This is a genomic window from Paenibacillus sp. GM1FR, from assembly GCF_002803315.1.
GTDB classification, from domain to species: domain Bacteria; phylum Bacillota; class Bacilli; order Paenibacillales; family Paenibacillaceae; genus Paenibacillus; species Paenibacillus amylolyticus.
Genome location: NZ_MKZL01000044.1, coordinates 290911 through 310332, shown reverse-complemented (window position 1 = coordinate 310332; position 19422 = coordinate 290911). Strand labels below are relative to the sequence as shown.

Annotated in this window: 22 protein-coding genes; 6 read left to right on the top strand and 16 right to left on the bottom strand. The window is 45.4% G+C overall.

The genetic code is table 11. The annotated features are described in order from the left end of the window. Positions 1 to 490: 490 nt before the first annotated feature. Positions 491 to 865, bottom strand: a complete 375-nt coding sequence (locus tag PAEAM_RS23770) for a hypothetical protein (RefSeq protein ID WP_133120479.1) — start codon at positions 863 to 865, stop codon at positions 491 to 493. 95 nt (positions 866 to 960) lie between these two features. Here PAEAM_RS23770 and PAEAM_RS23765 point away from each other — a divergent pair, with 95 nt between their 5' ends. Beyond that, on the top strand, positions 961 to 1161 hold the full coding sequence (locus tag PAEAM_RS23765) for a hypothetical protein (protein WP_026080945.1): 201 nt from the start codon (positions 961 to 963) through the stop codon (positions 1159 to 1161). Between the two features lie 265 nt (positions 1162 to 1426). Here the strand turns inward: PAEAM_RS23765 and PAEAM_RS23760 are convergent, their stop codons facing one another. From PAEAM_RS23760 to PAEAM_RS23750, 3 genes are all read right to left on the bottom strand, one after another. After that, positions 1427 to 1885: a GNAT family N-acetyltransferase gene (locus PAEAM_RS23760; RefSeq protein WP_100529204.1), complete on the bottom strand. Its 459-nt coding sequence runs from the start codon at positions 1883 to 1885 to the stop codon at positions 1427 to 1429. 64 nt (positions 1886 to 1949) lie between these two features. Beyond that, the gene (locus PAEAM_RS23755; RefSeq protein WP_051447475.1) at positions 1950 to 2165 is read right to left on the bottom strand and encodes a hypothetical protein; all 216 of its coding nucleotides are present in this window, start codon (positions 2163 to 2165) and stop codon (positions 1950 to 1952) included. A gap of 247 nt (positions 2166 to 2412) precedes the next feature. Next, positions 2413 to 3150 (bottom strand): cyclase family protein, encoded by a 738-nt coding sequence (locus PAEAM_RS23750; RefSeq protein ID WP_100529203.1) that lies wholly within the window; start codon positions 3148 to 3150, stop codon positions 2413 to 2415. A gap of 200 nt (positions 3151 to 3350) precedes the next feature. Here PAEAM_RS23750 and PAEAM_RS23745 point away from each other — a divergent pair, with 200 nt between their 5' ends. Continuing rightward, the gene (locus PAEAM_RS23745; RefSeq protein ID WP_100529202.1) at positions 3351 to 3986 is read left to right on the top strand and encodes a type 1 glutamine amidotransferase family protein; all 636 of its coding nucleotides are present in this window, start codon (positions 3351 to 3353) and stop codon (positions 3984 to 3986) included. On the opposite strand, the gene PAEAM_RS23740 is transcribed toward PAEAM_RS23745, so the two are convergent. Then, on the bottom strand, positions 3970 to 4896 hold the full coding sequence (locus PAEAM_RS23740) for an NADP-dependent oxidoreductase (RefSeq protein WP_165790038.1): 927 nt from the start codon (positions 4894 to 4896) through the stop codon (positions 3970 to 3972). The two genes, PAEAM_RS23745 and PAEAM_RS23740, sit on opposite strands and share 17 nt — an antisense overlap. A 196-nt stretch (positions 4897 to 5092) precedes the next feature. Here PAEAM_RS23740 and PAEAM_RS23735 point away from each other — a divergent pair, with 196 nt between their 5' ends. Beyond that, the gene (locus PAEAM_RS23735; protein ID WP_100529200.1) at positions 5093 to 5971 is read left to right on the top strand and encodes a PhzF family phenazine biosynthesis protein; all 879 of its coding nucleotides are present in this window, start codon (positions 5093 to 5095) and stop codon (positions 5969 to 5971) included. Between the two features lie 78 nt (positions 5972 to 6049). Here PAEAM_RS23735 and PAEAM_RS23730 read toward each other — a convergent pair whose 3' ends face one another. The 5 genes from PAEAM_RS23730 to PAEAM_RS23710 form a co-directional block, all read right to left on the bottom strand. After that, positions 6050 to 6997 (bottom strand): alpha/beta hydrolase, encoded by a 948-nt coding sequence (locus PAEAM_RS23730; RefSeq protein ID WP_100529199.1) that lies wholly within the window; start codon positions 6995 to 6997, stop codon positions 6050 to 6052. A 109-nt stretch (positions 6998 to 7106) separates the two neighbouring features. Then, on the bottom strand, positions 7107 to 7823 hold the full coding sequence (exlX, locus tag PAEAM_RS23725) for an expansin ExlX (protein WP_036668609.1): 717 nt from the start codon (positions 7821 to 7823) through the stop codon (positions 7107 to 7109). Between the two features lie 517 nt (positions 7824 to 8340). After that, positions 8341 to 9546 carry a cation:proton antiporter gene (locus PAEAM_RS23720; protein ID WP_017687037.1) on the bottom strand — a complete coding sequence of 402 codons (1206 nt, stop codon included), beginning with the start codon at positions 9544 to 9546 and terminating at the stop codon, positions 8341 to 8343. A 3-nt stretch (positions 9547 to 9549) separates the two neighbouring features. Next, on the bottom strand, positions 9550 to 10056 hold the full coding sequence (locus PAEAM_RS23715) for a cation:proton antiporter regulatory subunit (RefSeq protein WP_036617317.1): 507 nt from the start codon (positions 10054 to 10056) through the stop codon (positions 9550 to 9552). Beyond that, the gene (locus PAEAM_RS23710; RefSeq protein ID WP_051449595.1) at positions 10046 to 10519 is read right to left on the bottom strand and encodes a GreA/GreB family elongation factor; all 474 of its coding nucleotides are present in this window, start codon (positions 10517 to 10519) and stop codon (positions 10046 to 10048) included. Before PAEAM_RS23710 ends, PAEAM_RS23715 begins: the two co-directional genes overlap by 11 nt. Before the next feature lie 388 nt (positions 10520 to 10907). Between PAEAM_RS23710 and gdhA the strand changes: the two genes are divergently transcribed. Both gdhA and PAEAM_RS23700 read left to right on the top strand, forming a co-directional pair. Next, on the top strand, positions 10908 to 12293 hold the full coding sequence (gene gdhA / locus PAEAM_RS23705) for an NADP-specific glutamate dehydrogenase (RefSeq protein ID WP_174806476.1): 1386 nt from the start codon (positions 10908 to 10910) through the stop codon (positions 12291 to 12293). Between the two features lie 155 nt (positions 12294 to 12448). Further along, positions 12449 to 13303 carry a pentapeptide repeat-containing protein gene (locus PAEAM_RS23700; RefSeq protein WP_100529198.1) on the top strand — a complete coding sequence of 285 codons (855 nt, stop codon included), beginning with the start codon at positions 12449 to 12451 and terminating at the stop codon, positions 13301 to 13303. A 158-nt stretch (positions 13304 to 13461) separates the two neighbouring features. Here the strand turns inward: PAEAM_RS23700 and PAEAM_RS23695 are convergent, their stop codons facing one another. From PAEAM_RS23695 to PAEAM_RS23675, 6 genes are all read right to left on the bottom strand, one after another. Next, complete coding sequence (locus PAEAM_RS23695; RefSeq protein WP_017687032.1) at positions 13462 to 14439, bottom strand: diaminopimelate dehydrogenase; 978 nt, start codon at positions 14437 to 14439, stop codon at positions 13462 to 13464. A gap of 212 nt (positions 14440 to 14651) precedes the next feature. After that, positions 14652 to 15230 carry a hypothetical protein gene (locus PAEAM_RS23690; RefSeq protein WP_100529197.1) on the bottom strand — a complete coding sequence of 193 codons (579 nt, stop codon included), beginning with the start codon at positions 15228 to 15230 and terminating at the stop codon, positions 14652 to 14654. A gap of 32 nt (positions 15231 to 15262) precedes the next feature. Then, entirely contained in the window at positions 15263 to 15409 is a 147-nt protein-coding gene (locus tag PAEAM_RS31960) for a hypothetical protein (RefSeq protein WP_165790037.1), read from the bottom strand. A gap of 47 nt (positions 15410 to 15456) precedes the next feature. Further along, positions 15457 to 16440, bottom strand: a complete 984-nt coding sequence (locus tag PAEAM_RS23685) for an alpha/beta hydrolase (RefSeq protein WP_100529196.1) — start codon at positions 16438 to 16440, stop codon at positions 15457 to 15459. Between the two features lie 234 nt (positions 16441 to 16674). After that, a complete protein-coding gene (locus PAEAM_RS23680; RefSeq protein WP_036617303.1) occupies positions 16675 to 17430 on the bottom strand; it encodes an exodeoxyribonuclease III in 756 nt (251 codons plus the stop codon). Positions 17431 to 17540: 110 nt separating this feature from the next. Continuing rightward, entirely contained in the window at positions 17541 to 18098 is a 558-nt protein-coding gene (locus PAEAM_RS23675; protein ID WP_076328222.1) for a GNAT family N-acetyltransferase, read from the bottom strand. 131 nt (positions 18099 to 18229) lie between these two features. Between PAEAM_RS23675 and solA the strand changes: the two genes are divergently transcribed. After that, on the top strand, positions 18230 to 19363 hold the full coding sequence (gene solA / locus PAEAM_RS23670) for an N-methyl-L-tryptophan oxidase (RefSeq protein ID WP_481856136.1): 1134 nt from the start codon (positions 18230 to 18232) through the stop codon (positions 19361 to 19363). The last annotated feature ends 59 nt before the right edge of the window (positions 19364 to 19422 follow it).

Here is a 19422-nt window from a genome sequence, read left to right as displayed (position 1 = left end):
ACACCATATCATAACATAATGCCTTACTTGAACACATGAGTTCCATCGTGCTGGCAATGGATCGAAATCGGCAGAGCTACTTTGTTCACTCAAACAAATCATCCATCGATTTCACAGGTTTCACTTCAATCGGTTGCTTTGACAAGACCATACTTGCATAGGTACCCGCCCATATTATAACTGCCATAATAACGTAGACCATCCATACTTACCTCCCTGTTTCATGCGGATTATGATTTTGAGATACTTATTACATGTGACTATTCCTCTAGTTAATAAATACACTTTATAAAGTATATTACGTAAGTATGCGAGGATAATAGTTCTTTGTCAATATGATTTAGATTTATCCGAGCCCTTTTCAGTCCAAGGAAGATGTGGACAACATGACTACAACAACGCGTATTATCTCGATGCCCATAAAAAAATAACTGCCGAAAGAATCATTCAACGATTCTTTCGGCAGCCGTTTGTTCAATATACAAGCAGTTTATTTTGAATATATTCGCTGTACCCCGGGCAATAAGGTCACAACTTGAATACCCACTCCCCATGCAAAATAGACCAAGTGAATGATAGAGACATCCTGAATCCAGTAAACCTGCGCCATAATCCAGATGATGAGAGCAAACCCCGTATACAACGAAAAAGTCCAAGCCCAATAGCGGTCAGGATAGAGATTCATTCTCTCACCCATCCCCCAATGAACGTAGCGGATGAGCGAAATAGCAATCATTGTAGGCATCACGCCAAGAACCAGCAATAGGATGATCCCCGGGAACAAAAAACTGGCAAGAGGATTATGCTCAAACCCTCTAGCACCATTCTCACACATGCCTCGTATTGTTCCTGTGCTTCTTTTCACTATATAGATCTCGAAAATCATTCATAATGGAAAAACTTGATAAAAGAACGTACGTTCGGTATAATGAAATTATCCTGAATAAGCGAGAGGCAGATATGGACGACAAATTTATTAAGGAATTACGCGAGATTAGTCGGGATGACAGACGAAGATCGGAATTTATGATTCAAGGTTTGAAGGAAACACTGCAAGAACGCAAAGAAGAAGGCATACTTAAGCGCTGGATACGGCGTAAGAAAACAGAGAAAAAAATCTCTCAAAGATTTAATCAAGATCCTCACTCGGATCAAAAGTAACAACATAAAAAGGAGGCGGAATACGCCTCCCTTGCTATTTACATATTTGAATTATTTAGAATTCATTAGTTGTGACTTAACCCATAAGTTTGCCAAAGCACACATTTATACTTCTAAATAAATCAAATCCTAGCTGAACTTGGTTCCTCATAAGCTTACTTGCCTCTTGCCAGTTAGCTAAATGAAAAAAGAGCAGCCTGCCATCCTGCAGTCTGCCCCGTGCTTTATGAACTAACGTTTCCCGTTAGCTTATAAGTAAGGGTCTCTATAGCTCTTTTACCATCTTCACAACTTCAATTTCATAATTTAAATGCTTATAGAAATTTACGGCACGAAGGTTATTGTTAAAGACATTCAGTATAAGCTGTCGATAGCCTTTTTGCCTTGACCACTCTTCTGCTTTGGTCATGAGTCCCTTGCCGACCCCATTTCCTTCTCCTTGTGGAGAAACCGCAATCGCCACAATATAACCTTGTTCTATATCGTTCAATTTATCTTTATGCGGCTGTACTTCAAGGAAACCCAGTAGCTCTCCTGTTTCATCTTCCGCCACAAAAATCTCCGTACCAGGAGAAAGATTGTCTACTGATTCTTGGGCTAGGCTGAGCTGTGATTCTTCCATTTTGTCTGGATCACGCCAGCTCATCAGCTCAAAGTCCATAAATCGTAAAGCCAGACTTACAATGAAATCTTTATCGGACTCTTGAAAAGCTCTAATCTGCATACACTTACCCCTTATATATAATATAAATTATGGAATACCTGTTCTAATCTTAAAATTAATGCCGTTATTTCTCCCAAAGCTCGACCAGTCGACCTTCAGGAACTTCATTCAAAATAAACTTTCCAAATTCACTAATCTCTTTTTTCTTTGCAAGAAGTACACTAATCTGTTCAAGATGCTTCATAGTCTCGTTTAGATTATGTACTTGGAAATTTAACATCACTTGTTGTTCTGTTGGAAAATAACTGTCATTCTCGATAAAGACTGTACCTTTTTTTATAACTTCAAGATTCTTAGTTCTCCAAAATACTCCTCCGAAACCTTTATCATCGTATCTAAGTCCTGTCTATCATCAAATTTTTAGCTATCCGATTACATTAAATATTCGAGGTTTAAATTAAAATACCTTTTTCAACTATTCTGCCCGTTAGTTGAAAGACAGCCGACTATTTAGCCGGCTGTCTGCTTGAGTATCATTCTGAGTTCTGTGCTGGATTTATCTATTTCAGCTTTTGATCTACCCCGTTTTACGGCAGAATGGCAAAAGACCGGACTGGGAAACCAGAAGCTTTCTCCGCTTTGGGTACAATATTGAAAATAACAGCGCCCTTGGCCGGCACCTGATCCAGGTTTGTTAACAGCTCGACCTGATATGTATCCTGGGCAAGTACATAATATTCTGCCAGAAGTGCTCCATTCTTCTGATAATCCACCGCTGAATCCGTGTCAAAGGTTTCGTGACCAATGGCTTGCACTTTTCTTTCCTCAAATAAAAACATGAGCGCACTAACCGACCATCCAGGTGCATGACTGTTGCCCTCCGCATCCTTGTTATCAAATGTTTCATGGTTAGGCCAGCGTTTGCTCCAATCGGTACGTAAGGCTACAAAGCTTCCAGCTTCAATCACGCCATGCTCTCTTTCAAATTCAAGAATATGCTCCACATCCAGTGTGAGATCCGGATTGTTCTCTACTTCGGCGGACTGGTCAATCACCACAAGTGGCAATACAAGCTCTTTCAAGCCCAGCTCATCCAGATACCGGGTATCCCGAACGAAGTGGATCGGCGCATCAAGATGTGTCCCGTATTGACCCGGGAACTTGAAGCTCTGGGCAAAGAAACCTTGATCGTGATCAAACAGTGTATCGAATTGTGCTGCCTCAAAAGCTGAAAAATGTGGAGAGCCTGGACCAAACGTATGGGTCAGATCCACCCATTTCTTTTCTTTTAACAATTGAATGGCTTGAATGAGTTCGTTGGACATCCTAATCACCTCATGCACAAAATGGAATAAATTTCTCCTATTATATCTTATTCCACTACAATTGGGGAGCAGTCCCTATATTGGTTCTTAGGGCTGTTAATTTTCAAATTTAAAAACTTCACTGACCGTAGATGTCAGTGAAGTTAATTTATAATACAAGAGTAATCCATTCAATCATGAAAACAAAAGGAGCATGTATGATGCAAACGAAGAACGTATATCTATATGTATTTGATACGATGGCGGATTGGGAGGTAGGCTATCTAACTGCTGAATTGAACTCGGGAAGGTATTTCAGGAAAGAGATCCAGCCTTTACAGGTCGTAACCGTAGGCGTGGATAAACATCCGGTAACTACCATGGGCGGATTGAACATCCTTCCTCATATTTCTATTGATGAATGTACATTGAAAGGTGACGACCTCATCATTCTTCCAGGAGGAAACACCTGGATGGACACCATCCATGATCCCCTATTGAAAAAAGTTACTGCCTCTATAGAAGAGGGTACGGTTATTGCGGCGATTTGCGGTGCGACAGTTGCACTTGCAAAAATAGGGATACTGGATTCGAGACAGCATACAAGCAATGATTTAGAATACCTGAAGATGATATGCCCAGATTATACTGGAGAAACCTATTATGTAACGGAGCCTGCAGTAACCGATGGAAATCTAGTTACTGCATCTGGAATAGCTCCGTTAGAATTTACAATGCATGTGTTGAAGCTGTTGAATGTCTATACACCAGAAACATTACAGGCCTGGTACAATCTATATCAGACTCGTGAGTCCAAATACTTCTACGAGTTAATGAATTCTATTGCACCTGAATAACCAGTTTCCCGCGGGTATGATGGGTTTCACTCTTCTCATGTGCTTCCCTTACTCCCTGTTGAGTTAGCGGGTACGTTCCATCAATAATCGATTTGAGCTTGCCTTCCGCAGCCAGTTCAGCCAGCTGATCCAGTTGATCCCCTTTGGGCTCCATCATGAAGACGTTGGCCGTTACTCCGGCTTCCTTGGCAAGCTTCTCATCCGGTTGTTCCACCAAGGATACCAGATGCCCGCCAGACTTTAACACCTTGAAGCTATCGCGCTGAATATCACCGCCCATGGTGTCCAGCACAACATCATAACCGGAGAGAATCTCCGAGAAATCTTCTTTTTTATAATTGATAAAATGATCCACACCCAACGAACGAAGCAACGCTTCGTTTGATTCACTTGCCGTGGAAGCCACTTCAGCGCCGAGGGACTTGGCGATCTGAATGGCATACGTTCCCACACCACCTGCACCAGCATGAATGAGTACCTTCTGCCCTTTGCCTAAACGTCCGTGATCCACAAGTGCCTGCCATGCCGTCATCGCCGCTAGCGGGATCGCTGCTGCTTCCTCGAAACTCAGTTGCTCCGGTATACGGGCAATAATATCCGCATCAACAGCAACATATTCTGCATAGGTTCCGAATTGACGCGGACGCGCAAATACCCGATCACCTTCTCTGAACCGCGTGACATTTGAACCTGCTTCAGCCACAATACCGGCAACATCGCCGCCCAGAATCAACGGAAAATTCTCCGCTGCTTCTTTCATATAACCTTGTCTGATTTTGAAGTCGACCGGATTCACCGACGTGGCATGTGTTCGAATTAATACCTGATTCACTCCACATGCTGGCTTGGCTACTTCTTGTTCCTTCAATTGTTCCGCTCCACCAAATTCCTCAATCACAATTGCTTTCATTAGAAATCCCAGCCTTTCCATTGATTATCGTTATACTCTCTCTCCCTTCATTACCCTTTCCCGGCGATCACTTGACCTATTCATTCAAAATTCACAGCAATCTGGGATTCACAAGCCCGTTCAACAATCGTGATATAATGTCCATTATCGATTACGTTAAATCTTAACCCAATAACTGAACAAGCGAGGTAACACGATGGAAGTAGAAGTAAGTACATTACATTCATTTTCGGACAAGGCTCATGGCGGAAACCCCGCAGGTGTTGTTTTACAAGCAGCGCATTTGTCTGAAACCCAGATGCAGGAGATTGCCAGACAAGTTGGTTTTTCAGAGACTGCGTTTGTCATGCCGTCGGATCAGGCTGATTTCAAAGTACGTTATTTCACCCCAAGTGATGAAGTCGATCTATGTGGACATGCCACAATTGCTTTATTTTATCTAATGAAGACACAACATCTCGTTAATGTTGGTACATATACACTGGAGACACTGGCCGGAATTCTTAAAGTTGATATCGAAGTCAATGGAGAAGTCTATCTGTCTCAGACGTTGCCGGAGTTTGGGGAGATCGTGGATCGACAGCAGATTGCCGATTCGTTACGTATTTCTATGGCGGATCTGAACGCCGAACTACCTGTACAGATCGTATCTACCGGGCTACCCGATATCCTGATAGCTGTTAGAGATGTTAATGTTCTGACCAAAATCGACCCTGACTTCCAGCGTATCACTGAAATATGCAAGGCTCATCATGCCGTAGGTTATCATGTGTTTACACTCGAATCAGATGCTGAGGACGTTCTGGCAGAATGCCGTAATTTTGCACCGCTTTATGATATACCGGAAGAAAGCGCGACAGGCACATCCAATGGTGCCATGCTCTGTTATTTATCCCAATACAACCAGCTTACAGATCCTCATCTTCACACGTACACGATCAGACAAGGGTATACCATGAACCGCCCCTCTGAGATCCGAGCCAGATTAACACTGGACAGCTCTAATGAAATCACACAGATTCAGGTTGGCGGTAGTGCAATTCATATCAAAAACATTCAAATACACCTCCCTTAGTGGGCTTAGTGGGAGGTGTTTTACGTACTTAGGATATGTAAACTATCTTATGCGAAGCAGTGTAGTAGCCAGTGTTCATCATTGAATTTGTTGTAAAAATCGTAGTACCGCTACCTCCAACTGGTTCAGCCCTGGCTGCTCTATAGGAAAATGGCCTGCCCCTTCCAAGATCACACATTCCTTCTCCACCACCAGACGATCAAAAAAAGATTGGCTGAACCTGATCGGTGTCATGGGGTCCAGTTCAGGGTGAACCAACAGGACCGGACACTGATTGAACTGTTCCGGGCTTACCTCCGGTTTTTTATTAAGGAATGTTCTTAATAATTCCAACGGAATACGTGTAGCTGCCGCTTGTGGATCATTCATAATAAGCCGGGTTAAGTCCTTGTTATTAGTAATCAGTTGCATTCGGGATACCTGTTTGACCGAAATACGTACATGATCCAGCAGACCAGGGAACAGATCCATCATCCGTTTTCCCGCCCGGCTTACCAGAGGATTCGGTGCAAGCTGATCTCGCATTTTCGGATTACTCGTGTCTACAAATGTAGTTGCGATCAAACCCTTAACACGCTTACTGCGTGCACTGGTGTGATAGGCAAGCATACCTCCGATGCTACTTCCCAATACAACGATTGGCTTGCCATCTTTTTTGTGTTCCCGTTCGATGAGTGACACAAGCAGCTCTATCCAAAGTTCGTAGTTAATACGTGTACCAGACATTGCGTAACTTAACCCATACGGCGGAAGATCTGGCGATACCACCTCGTATCCATGTCGCTGCAACATGCGGGCATACGGAGCGAGCAACCTGCCATTGCCTCCCGCACCATGAATGAACAGAATTTTGATTGAAGACTCCGACGCAGGCAAGCGATCGATATGCAGATGAACCCCATTTGACTCCCACCATTCTTCCTCAGGAGCTGTATGCTCCCCTAACCTCACTTCTTCCGGGAAAAAGGCCTGATACTGTTTCCAATAGGGATGTGTTGTCTGATATGAAGGCAAACTTTTTTTCATACGTTACATTCTCCTCTTTTTGTATACAAAAAAAGCCGTACAGTGTACGACTTTTCGTTAAGAATACGTCTATGACCATACTTCTTTTTATAACAACTCCGTATATCTGTCAATCGGGAAACTGTACATTGCCCGGTACGATATATGCACCACCTGACCCATCATTAGGCAGAGCTGGGATCGTGTCATTTAATACCTGACCGCGAATATCGGTAATACGAACGTTTAATTTTTCTTTGCCCAGTCCAGTTCCGAGGAAATGATTATAGTCTTGCTTTTCAAGATTGAGCCACGTGCCATCCTTCTGTTTCACTTCGAACTTCAGCACCGGATATTTGTGATTACGAACCTGAATGGCTGCCCACCACTGACTGCTGCCTTCCTTGATCCGATAGGAGACGTTGCCTTGAATTGGAGCTTTGACCACTTTCCAGCTGATATCGATTTTACCTGCCTTTGGGTCACCGATCAGGTTAAAAGCATTCGGTGAGAGATCCAGCGCTCCGCTGGCGCCTTCTGGATAGAGGTCTGTTACATAGACCGTTGTTTTGCCTTTAGGACCCTGCACCTCGAGATAGGCTCCCGCTAAAGCGGCTTTGACACCGTTATAATTGAGTTGGAACGGATTAAGTGCAGTAATCTTCATGTCCGCCGGGATGGGATCAAGCAACACCGCACCTCCCGAGTAACCTGAGCCTGTATACGTCGCGTAACCCTGATATGTATCATTCCATGCAGCAGATGCAGGTAGAGCAAATAATACGAGACTGAGCAACATCCCTGTACCGGCCCATTTTAACCGTTGAAATCTACTTTTCTTGTTCATAAGCTATTCCTCCTCGTCATTCTAACTTCTGTTACATTGAAACATAAGTTGAACTAAAGAATATTTACACTTGCCACTCCGATGACAGAATAACCTTCCGATCACTGTTATCCCCAGATTTTTTGATTCAATTTTACAAAGGTGAAAATCTGTTGATAAAGGCGAACGCTCCGCTTCTTCAGGTTTCTTCTGTCCTCTACGTTCTCGTGTAAATGATCCATTCAACTGCTAGATTTGAATATAACATTATTTTACATAATAACTTCTTATTTTCAATCCCTCTCAACTAAATCACATCTTTAGTCCTGCCCGTGGACTTGGACATTCACGACCACGCACAAGATATGGATACATACCATAATTTGGTGGAATAGGTATAATAACAAGGCTGTATTCGATGGGTTCCCCGTAATAAAAAAACGCCACACCCCGGAGTGATTTCTCTCTCCAAACAGTGTGACGCTTATTAAGCATTACGGTAAAAATACCCTGGCTGTCCAGCGACAACCGCATCGACTCAACCCGTTTCCCTTCGTTTCATCCGCTTCCTTAGCCGCGCATACTGAGCATAGATCCGTGGAGATTCTTTGGTCAGGATAGGCCCCAGCACAGCCAGAATTAACACATACAACACGGCAAACGATTGGATGGATGCCATCAGCCCTCCGGCCTTGCCGATGTTCGCCATGATAATGGAGAATTCGCCCCGCGAGACCAGGGTAAAGCCCACATTCAATGAGGCCTTAGGGCTCATTCCAGCCAGTCTGCCAGCGATCATACCTGCACCATAGTTACTGGCAATCGTCAGAATAACGGCAATAATCGTCATCCCAACAGCTCCGCCAAGTGAAGCCGGCTCGATGGTCAGGCCAAAACTGAAGAAGAAAATTGCACCAAAAAAATCTTTGAAAGGCATGATCTGATGTTCAATCCGACTTACATGTCTTGATTCGCCCAACACAAGCCCCATCATCAATGCTCCAATGGCTTCTGCTACATGCAGTGTCTCCGAGAAACCAGCCACCAGGAAGAGCAGTGTCATGACGGTAAGCAGAAACAACTCTGATGACTTGATATTCAGTGCCTTATCAATATATTTGATGCTTTTCCTGCCAATAATCAGGAATAGCACAATAAACAGCAGGGCAGACAGCGATACTAACAGAACACTTAAGAATGAAGTTGCCCCGCTGAGCACAAGCCCGGTCAGGATGGAGATATGAATCGCGATGAACAAGTCATCAAACATGATCATGCCCATAATAATCTCTGTTTCAGGGTTTGCCGTGCGTTTCAGATCAACGAGCACTTTAGCTACAATGGCTGTAGAAGAGCTGGTCATGATCCCGCAGACAACAAGTGTCTCCTGAAGGGGCAGATCCATGAACCACCCCAACAGCAATCCAGAGACAAAATTCAGACCAACATAGAACATGCCCCCGGTCAGAATGGCTTTGCCAGACTTTAATAACCGGGAGACCGAGAACTCCAAACCCAGATAAAATAGCAGAAACAAAATGCCAAGCCTGCCCATAAATTCAATAAAGGTCGAACTTTCGATAAAACGTAAATCCACTATGCCAATCTGTGGTGCATGTGGTCCAACAGCCATACCAATCAGGATATAGAAAGGAATGACTGAAAATCGTAATCGTGAAGATATCAGCCCAGTAAGTGTAATCAGCGCAACGGCAATTCCCACTTCGAATATGAGCATATCCATAGGCTAAGTCCGTCCATCAGTCAACAATTGTTTGAGATGTTTGATCTGATTCCGTTCACCGGCAACTACAATTGTAGCCCCAGCGGTAAAAGCATAATCCGGGCCTGGATTAAAATGCTTCTCCTTATCCTTGGTCACAACAGCGAGAATTACGGCGCCCGTAGCCTGACGGATATCCAGTTCACCAATCGTCATGCCTACGCTTGCGGCGTGGGGCTCAATCCGTAGCCATTCGATTAACAGCCCTTCAAGCATCACTTCACGCTCATCCTGAAACTTCGGTTTATAGGTCATACCACCAACAATAGCGGCTACCGCCCGGGCTTCATCATCGTCCAGGGTGACCAGAGATACCATATCACCCACCTCTTCAGGTGTATCCCCTGACTCCATATGGAACAGGTCACGTCGCTCGTCGTTATGAATCACTATGACCAAATGCTCACCACTACGGGTATGCAGCCAGTATTTACGTCCAATCCCGGGTAAGTCCGTCTCTTTAAAGTGCATGATCTGCACCCCCTAGCGCCGGCTCGTTCAAGGTTTCGCTCCTCAGCTCGATCCCCGTAATGCGGATTCTCATGGAACCTGATGGTGTATGAACAGACCTAACTTCCCCTTTACTGCCAAGCAGTAATTGACTCCCTACTGGAGAGAGGAAGGAAATACGACCCTCATCAGGATTAGTATCCTCTGGCATGACAATCATGAACGAATCTGACGTATGAAAATCGAGATATTCAAAATCAATATGACTGCCGATCAATACAGCTGAGTCCAGATCTTCATCAGGACCCAGGAGCAGTTTTTCCACATACTCTGTATATGCGGACAATTGTTTTTCCAATTGTATCCGCTCTGGATCACGCGCGTCGAAATAGTCGTCGAGAAATGTTCTTTTCTCTTCACCGAATGTAAATAGCTGGCTCACCAGCTTCTCTCTGCAATTATGGCGGGAGGTCCTATGGTTCATAGTAGATTTCCCCCCCTATACAAGCCTTGTTCTCCATGTTGATTGGCATGTTTCTCTTCATCATCTTGTTTTCCTCCTTTATATTTTAAAAAGATCCCGGAATACGAGACCTTCTTACCATCTTACCAAAACTAATATTTTAATCCAGTATATTCGTCTAACTTGCTTTTTTATTATCATTTGTGGTCATATCTTCCATTTAATAACTTAATTCTTCACATCATATGGTAGATCCATAGAACATTTTAATTACTGCATAAAAAACATTTTATGAATTTTCATCTCGTATTTTTATTTGCTTTCCTGTATATTTAACTACAAACTTTTATTCAATTTATGCAAATAAGCCTCTACAGACTTTAACACAATAAAGGAGTGCATCGAAAAAGTGTCCACGATAACAAAAGAAACTACAGAGTCCGTTCAAGTTACTGCCGCAGAATATGTTCATTCCGTTTATGAGTCGGTTGTCGCCAGAAATCCGCACGAAGACGAGTTCCATCAGGCTGTCAAAGAAATTCTGGATTCCCTTATTCCTGTTATTGAAGCACACCCCAAGTATAAGAACCATAGTCTGTTGGAACAGCTTGTTGAACCCGAACGTGTAATCACATTCCGTGTCCCATGGGTAGATGATCAGGGCAAAGTTCAGGTTAACCGTGGATTCCGGGTGCAATTCAACAGTGCCATTGGCCCTTACAAAGGCGGACTTCGCTTCCATCCTTCTGTATACTCGGGCATCATCAAGTTCCTTGGCTTCGAACAGATCTTCAAAAATGCTTTGACCGGTCTGCCCATTGGCGGTGGTAAAGGTGGTTCTGACTTCGATCCCAAAGGAAAATCAGATCTGGAAGTCATGCGTTTCACACAAAGCTTCATGACTGAGCTGTACAAATATATCGGTTCCGATACGGATGTACCGGCAGGTGACATTGGTGTAGGCGCAAGGGAAATCGGTTACATGTTCGGCCAATACAAACGTATCCATGGCGGGCATGAGGCAGGCGTTTTGACAGGAAAAGGTCTGCTGTACGGAGGAAGCTTGGCACGTAAGGAAGCTACTGGCTTCGGCTGTGTGTACTTCGTGAAGGAGATGCTGCAATCCAAGGGACTCAGCTTCCAAGACAGCACAGTCGTTGTCTCTGGCTCTGGTAATGTGTCCATCTATGCCATTCAGAAGGCACAGGAGCTTGGAGCTACAGTCGTGGCGTGTAGTGACTCAGGTGGCTATATACACGATCCACAAGGCATCAATCTGGATACCGTGAAACGTCTGAAAGAGGTTGATCGTCTTCGCATCAGCGAATACATCAAAGAACACCCGCATGCTACATATACCGAAGGTTGTGAAGGCATCTGGTCCATCCCTTGTGATATTGCTCTTCCATGTGCAACGCAAAATGAGATCGATGAAGAAGCTGCGGCCCTTCTAATCAAAGGTGGCGTGAAGGCCATTGGCGAAGGCGCGAATATGCCTTCCACCCTGGCTGCCATTGACGTCTTCCACGGTGCAGGCGTGCTGTTCGGTCCAGCCAAAGCGGCTAATGCCGGAGGTGTAGCCGTGTCTGCTCTTGAAATGTCACAGAACAGCATGCGGTTGTCCTGGTCATTTGAAGAAGTAGACGCCAAGCTGCATGACATCATGAAGAACATCTACACCAGCTGTGTAGAAGCTGCTGAAGAGTATGGCTGTGAAGGCAACCTCGTAGCCGGAGCGAATATCGCCGGTTTCCTCAAGGTAGCGGATTCCATGATTGCTCAAGGTGTAGTTTAATTTAAATACGTGATTCTCCACGATCAAAGGGCGTTCCCATCTATTTGGGTAACTGCCCTTTTTTCCTTGTCTTCAATTGCTCTAATCGCAAGGCAATGGTAAAGTGGTACTGACGTAATTCCATCTATTTGTACTATTATAAGGAAGTGTTTACATTGTCTAACCAACCATTTGCCAGCACTGCGAGTCCTCATCTTAGCGCAGACTGTGAGCAATGTTTTGGCCTGTGCTGTGTTGCCTTGCCCTATGGCAAGTCATCTGACTTTGCTTTTGATAAAGCCAGCGGCACACCCTGTCCCAATCTGCGCACGGACAATCGCTGCGGTATCCATACCCAGCTTCGGCAGAAAGGGTTTAAAGGTTGCACGGTATACGACTGTTTTGGAGCTGGACAAAAGCTGTCCCAAGTGACCTACGCGGGCAAAGATTGGCGTGATCATCCAGAGTCTGCAAACGAGATGTTCGATTGTCTGCCTGCCTTGCGACAACTTCACGAGTTGCTCAGTTATATGAAGGAAATGATGATGAGACCGGAAACGTCATCCCTTCACTCGGCATTTGGTGAGTTATATGAGGAGATTGAGCGCTTGAGCAATCTGGAGCCTGCGGCACTCCTCCGTCTGGACATCGCCAATTATCGGTCCAGTGTGAATCAACTCTTGGTCCAGGCAAGTGAGATGGTACGTGCGAATGTGCCACCCACCGCTCATGGACAAGGTAAGTCGAAGAAGAGTAAAAAACGTACCGGAAGTGACTTTTTTGGTGCCAATTTAAAAGGGGCTGACCTGCGGGGCGCAAGCTTCCGAGGGGCTTTAATGATCGCAGCCGATCTCCGAAATGCAGATACACGAAATGCGGATTGGATTGGCGCGGACTTGCGGGATACGGATCTGGGCGATGCAGACCTGAGAGGTGGCATCTTCCTGACGCAATCCCAGATTAATGCAGCCAAAGGTAATGTGAATACCAAGTTGCCGGATCATCTTAACATTCCCTCACACTGGGTATAGGGTGCCATTTCCACAAGAGCACGTGCAGGGATACAGGCAGGATAGTACCTGCCAATTCATATGAATGTATGAATCGTATACAGCAACAGCAAAAAAACAGCTCGTCCTATACATCCAAGGACGAGCTGTTTCTATAAAATCACTGGAACGAATCAGAATTATAACAAGTCGCGGCGAAGATCTTCAGCCGATTTTGGAGACAAATGACCGAGCGGAATATCAAATACCGTTTTCGCTCCCTTATGTCCTTCCACACTCAAGCGTTGTGCGGCTCTTGCATACGCTACAAGTACGCTTGCTGTAAATTCAGGATTGCTGTCGAGTTTCAGACCAAATTCAATAATTTGCTTTTGACCAGCACCTGTAACCCCACTGCGAATTACAAATCCACCATGCGGCATACCTTCATGCTCGGATTTCAATTCTTCTTCGCTAATGAACGTTACAGTTGTATCGTAATCTGCAAAATAGTTTGGCATCGACACAATCGTCTCACGGATCTCATCCTGATTAGCACCATCTTCTGCTACCACATAACATTGACGCAGATGTTTCTCGCGTGTAGACAGCTCTGGTGTCTCCCCTGCACGAATCCGGTTGATTACCTCTTCAACAGGTACAGTATACTGTACACCCGCCTTAACGCCTGGAACACGACGAATAGCATCCGAGTGGCCTTGGCTCACACCTTTGCCCCAGAACGTGTACTCTTTTCCTTCTGGCAGGATGGACTGTGCAAGCAGACGGTTCATGGAGAACAAGCCTGGGTCCCAACCTGTGGAAATGACACTTACGTGACCGCCTTGCTCTGCCGCAGCATTAACTTCTTTGTAGAATTCAGGAATTTTCGCATGTGTATCGAAGCTATCTACCGTATTGAACAACTTGGCGATGGCTGGTGTCTGCTCTGGAAGGTCGGTTGCAGAACCACCACAGAGGATCATAACATCAACCTTGCCTATGTATTGCTCCGCTGCAGAGATATGCTCAAAACGTACTTCTGTGCTTTCAGCGACCATCTGCTCCGGATTACGACGTGTAAACACAGCAATCAGTTCCATATCCTCGTTCTGGGAAATGGCTTTCTCTACACCTTTACCCAAGTTACCGTAACCAACAATACCCACTCTAATCATGTTCAATCCTCTCCTGTCTTCTTCTATAGTTGTCTATTACTCTGTTTATAATGATATAACATAACATGTAACCTGTCAGGTTTCCAGTTCGAAATAAAAATACCTTGCAGCGGTGCAGCAATAATGCGGCTCCGTATGCAAGGTATTGTGGCGTTCAATCGTTATTTTAGGAAGAAAAAAAGCAGGAAAGAAAAATAGCCCTTATCTTCTGCTTATGATTCTGTCCAGGTCAACGTCAGTTCAATGACACCTTCCTGTCCCGCCAATGTTCCTCCAATCAAGGACCAGACATCCTGTGTTTCCGGATCGGTTCCCTGAATGATAATATTTTTGTCATCGATCGTCTGACCTGCATCCGTTAACTTTTTGGCGTTGAAGTAATCTTTATACAGCTGGGATACGGTTTTCATATCTTGTTCAGTGGAGAAAATCACCATGGCCGATTGCTTGCCTTCATTCTCACCAGAATTGGCTAAACGAATCGTTGCATCTTCTGGCAATGGGAAATCACTTGGCAAGTTCTCCGGCAACTCATTGGTTCCAGCAGTCGCTTCCTCACCACGATCTGAATCCGAGTCGGTTGGTGCAGTCGTACCCTCCGTCTCGGTCACTGTACTTGTTGTTGCTTCGCTTGCACCTTCATTAGTCGCTTGTTCATTAGTTCCGGAGGAAACTTCAGTGTCCACCTTCTCAGTATCACTCTGTTCATCTGCCGCGCTGCTGCAAGCACTCAAGGCCACCATCATCACCAGTGCCGCACAGGCCAATACATATTTCCTTCTCTTCACCATCTGTTACCACTCCTTCTTCTTCGTTTTATGTGCTAATCACGTTCAAACGGCTGGATCACAGGCACCGCATGAACGTTATTCTTAACCCATATCACAGATACAGATAATACACTAAGAGACAATAGACAACTGACTACAAGAATGGACAGGAAGCGGGTGATTACTTTAAACTTTTTCATCCATCCCTCCTCCTCCTGTTCATCATGTATTTGTGGAATCATGTTACTCATAGGTCACTGGACGGTGTCACTAATTTCATGATCTCGGCGGCGACAATATCCGGTTGACTGTTGTGGATACTGTGTGTCGCTTGTGGAACTGTCAGCTGTGTTCCGTGTCTTGACCATGAAGCAAAATTCGCTTGGTCGGCCTGCCAAGCATGACTGTCCTCATCCGACTCCTCCGAACCGGCTGTGAGGATCGTCAGGGGGAAGCCAAACTTCGTTTTGTTCTCAAGCACACACGCTGCATTTGTTCTGGAATTCCGAACCTCTTCCATGACATTGTCATTGTACGCATGTCTCAGCGTGGATATCGTAACGGCTTTTTTCATCGGTTCCTTTACCAGATTTGGGTCAATGACCAGAGATGCCATCATACGATCCGATTGCAGCAATGTTCGTGCGATGCCTGTTTTCACCAGAAAACGGGACCAATCCATCATCCATTCCGGTGTATTCAAGTCTGTACGACTGTAATACTCCGGGCTTCCGCCATCGATCATGACCATGCCAGCCACCTCATCAGGATACCTTTGCGCAAACCGCAGTGTCTCCAGCGCCCCCAGGGAGTGACCAACCATGATGTAAGGTGGACGTTGACCGGATGTGCGCAGCAATTGGTGGATCTCTTCCGAGATGGTATCAACATCACGAGGGTCATCCGTATAGTCGCTGTATCCGTACCCGAACCGATCATATACCGCAATTTTCACCTGTGATTTCAACTTGTCATATAGCGGACTGAAATCCACATACGGATTGGGTGTACCCCAGCCTGAGGCAAACACCACGGTTACCTCTCCTTTGCCGGCGGTGTAGAGGTGCATGTTGCGACCACTCACTTCATAATACTTGCCTGGCGGGGGATAGGACTTCATATCCTGCGTGGATTGATACGCTTCATACGCTGTACCTGCCAGCAGCAAAAGTCCTGTGGCAAGCATGATGCCTCCCAGCACTTTTAACCCTCTCCGTAACCCCTTCTTCATCTTCTCTACCCCTTACCCCAAAGGTTCATCTATATATGTATGCTTCAATCGTACCCAAGAAATAGCGGGATTGAAACAATCCCGAGTCCAGTTCTTTCCCCAACCAAAGTCCAGTGTTCCTCCCCTACCTGTGACGCAAAAAAAAACTGCAAATCTCCCATTCAGGAAACTTGCAGTTCATCTATACTTGTATTCTAAAACTCTTACCTCAATCTATCTCACGATGATCCTTACCTATAGTTGCAAAGTAAGACCCACCGGGCAATGATCACTGCCCATCACATGGCAGTCGATATGCGCATCTGCCACCTTAGGTGCCAATTGATTGGATACGAGAAAATAATCAATGCGCCAGCCGACGTTCCGTTCTCTAACCTTCGGCATATAGGACCACCAGCTGTATACATCCGTACGATCCGGGTACAGATGGCGGAAGCTGTCTACATACCCGGAAGCAAGCAAATCAGTCATCTTGCCACGCTCTTCAAGGGTAAATCCGGAATTGCCCAGATTGGGCTTCGGATTCTTCAGGTCAATCTCCTGATGAGCCACATTCAGGTCTCCACAGACGATAACCGGTTTAGTCTGCTCCAGTTGCAGAATGTAGCCCCGGAATCGATCCTCCCATTCCAGACGGTAAGGCAGCCGGGTCAGATCCCGCTTCGCGTTAGGGGTATAGACGTTCACCAGATAAAACTCATCATACTCCAGTGTAATCATCCGTCCTTCCGGCTCACTGTCCTCCTCCATCCCGTAACGAACGGATAAAGGTTTAATTCGGCTAAATACAGCCGTACCGGAATATCCTTTTTTGATTGCATAATTCCAATATTGATAAACATCTTCCCCCAGGTCCATCTCAATCTGTCCGGCTTGCAATTTGGTCTCCTGAAGGCAGAAAATGTCTGCCTGACTCTCCTGATAATAATCCATGAATCCTTTGGTCACACATGCCCTTAAGCCATTCACATTCCAGGACACCAGCTTCATATCCTCATCTCCTCACATCTCTCCAATATAGCACGGGCCCATTCAGAGGGACAAGCCTTACGGCTCTGGAATGAGATGGAGTCATTGGAATCCTTATGGGGCTAGCTTGCCTATATTTCGCTTCGTAACTTAGAGAACACCGCAAGGTCAATATATCTGCCTTTCTCAAACTCATGCTGCCGCAGCACACCTTCCTGTTGGAAATCAAGTTTATGTAACAGGTGAATTGACGCCTCGTTCTCCGGTTCAACCTTTGCTTCAATCTTGTTGAGCTGCATGCTTGTGAATCCAAAATGTAACACAGCACGGGCCACTTCAGTCATAACACCGCGGCCCCAGAAAGAGGAACGCAAATCGTATCCAATCTCTGCACGGTTATGTACATCTTCATAGTTCAGGAACCCACAGGTTCCGATCACTTTACGAGTTTCACGGTCTTCAATCATCCAGCGTAAACCCGTGTGTTCCTTGAAAATCTTCGTATACCAATTCATCTCACCCTGTGCATCCTCCACGGATTCAAAGGGAGTGAATGGCATATATTGAACCACAGCTTCATCGGAATATAACGCGAGCAGATCATGGCTGTCTCCAGCCTCAGCTGACCGGAGGATGAATCGTTCTGTCTGAATTAATGGAAATAGATCAAACCTAAATTGCTCACTCATGCGAGGTCTCCTTTGCAACATTCATTGTAGAAGTCCATTTTACTACACTTGCCTTCATCAAGCTTTTACTATTAATATGTTCTATTAAGGCATTACTGTAGAAAAGGATACATAGGAGAGGACGTGCTATTATCACACAATCATATGACGTTATTATCGTTGGAGCCGGCTCCATGGGTATGAGTGCTGGTTATTATCTATCGCGCAGTGGATGCAAAACTTTATTAATCGATGCCTTTGATCCTCCGCATACGGAAGGAAGTCATCACGGGGATAGCAGACTGATGCGCCATGTGTACAGTGGTGGGCCGGACTATATTGCCATGGCATTACTTGCACAGAAGTTATGGCACGAGCTGGAGGAAACGACCGGAGACCAACTTTTTGTTCCTTCCGGTGTAATAAATGTGGTAGATCCGGAGATTCATTCCTTCCACAACCGATTGAGCCATGCAGATGATGCAGGTATTCGGTATGAAACGTTGCACGCAGCCGAGGTGATGAAACGCTGGCCAGGTATTACAGTACCTGAACATTACGAGGGCATGTATGAGCCTGATGCGGGTTATCTGTATAGCGAACCCTGTATTCGTGCCTTCCGCAAAGCAGCCGAGACTCACGGTGCCACCTTGTTAACGCACACGCTTGTGGAGCATATCGAATACGGACCACATTCCGTTGCAGTTCAGACTTCAGGTGGCGAGACATACCATGCAAATCAAATCATCCTGAGCGCTGGTGCCTGGTTTCAGACATTAAAACCTTTCGTGGATCTCCCCATTCAGGCAGTGCGTAAAACGGTTGGATGGTTTGATGCACCAGAAGCTTTGTACGGCGAGGAACACTTCCCTGGTTTTACACTGGCAGGAAAAGAAGGTACATATTATGGATTTCCAAGCATTGGCGGATCAGGTCTGAAGATGGGTCGTCATGATACGGGTCAGGTGTGGACACCAGGAAGTACAATGGCTGCTTTTGGTACGGAAGAAACGGACGAGGGGGATCTGCGCAGGCTGCTCGAACTTCATATGCCTCAGGCAGCTGGAGCATTGAAACGTGTTAGTGTGTGCAAGTATGAATTCACTTCGGATGAAGATTTTATTATCGACCGACACCCTGCCCATGAACGTGTGTGGCTCGCAGGCGGTTTCTCCGGTCATGGCTTCAAGTTCGCAAGTGCCATTGGGCAGATTCTATCCGACTTGGTGCAAACGGGGCACACGGATCAGGATATTAGCAGGTTCACCCTATCCCGTTTTTGTTAAGTACCAGCTGGGTGGATGAATATATGTATGTCTAAAATAGTTACTTTTCTTGAGGGTAC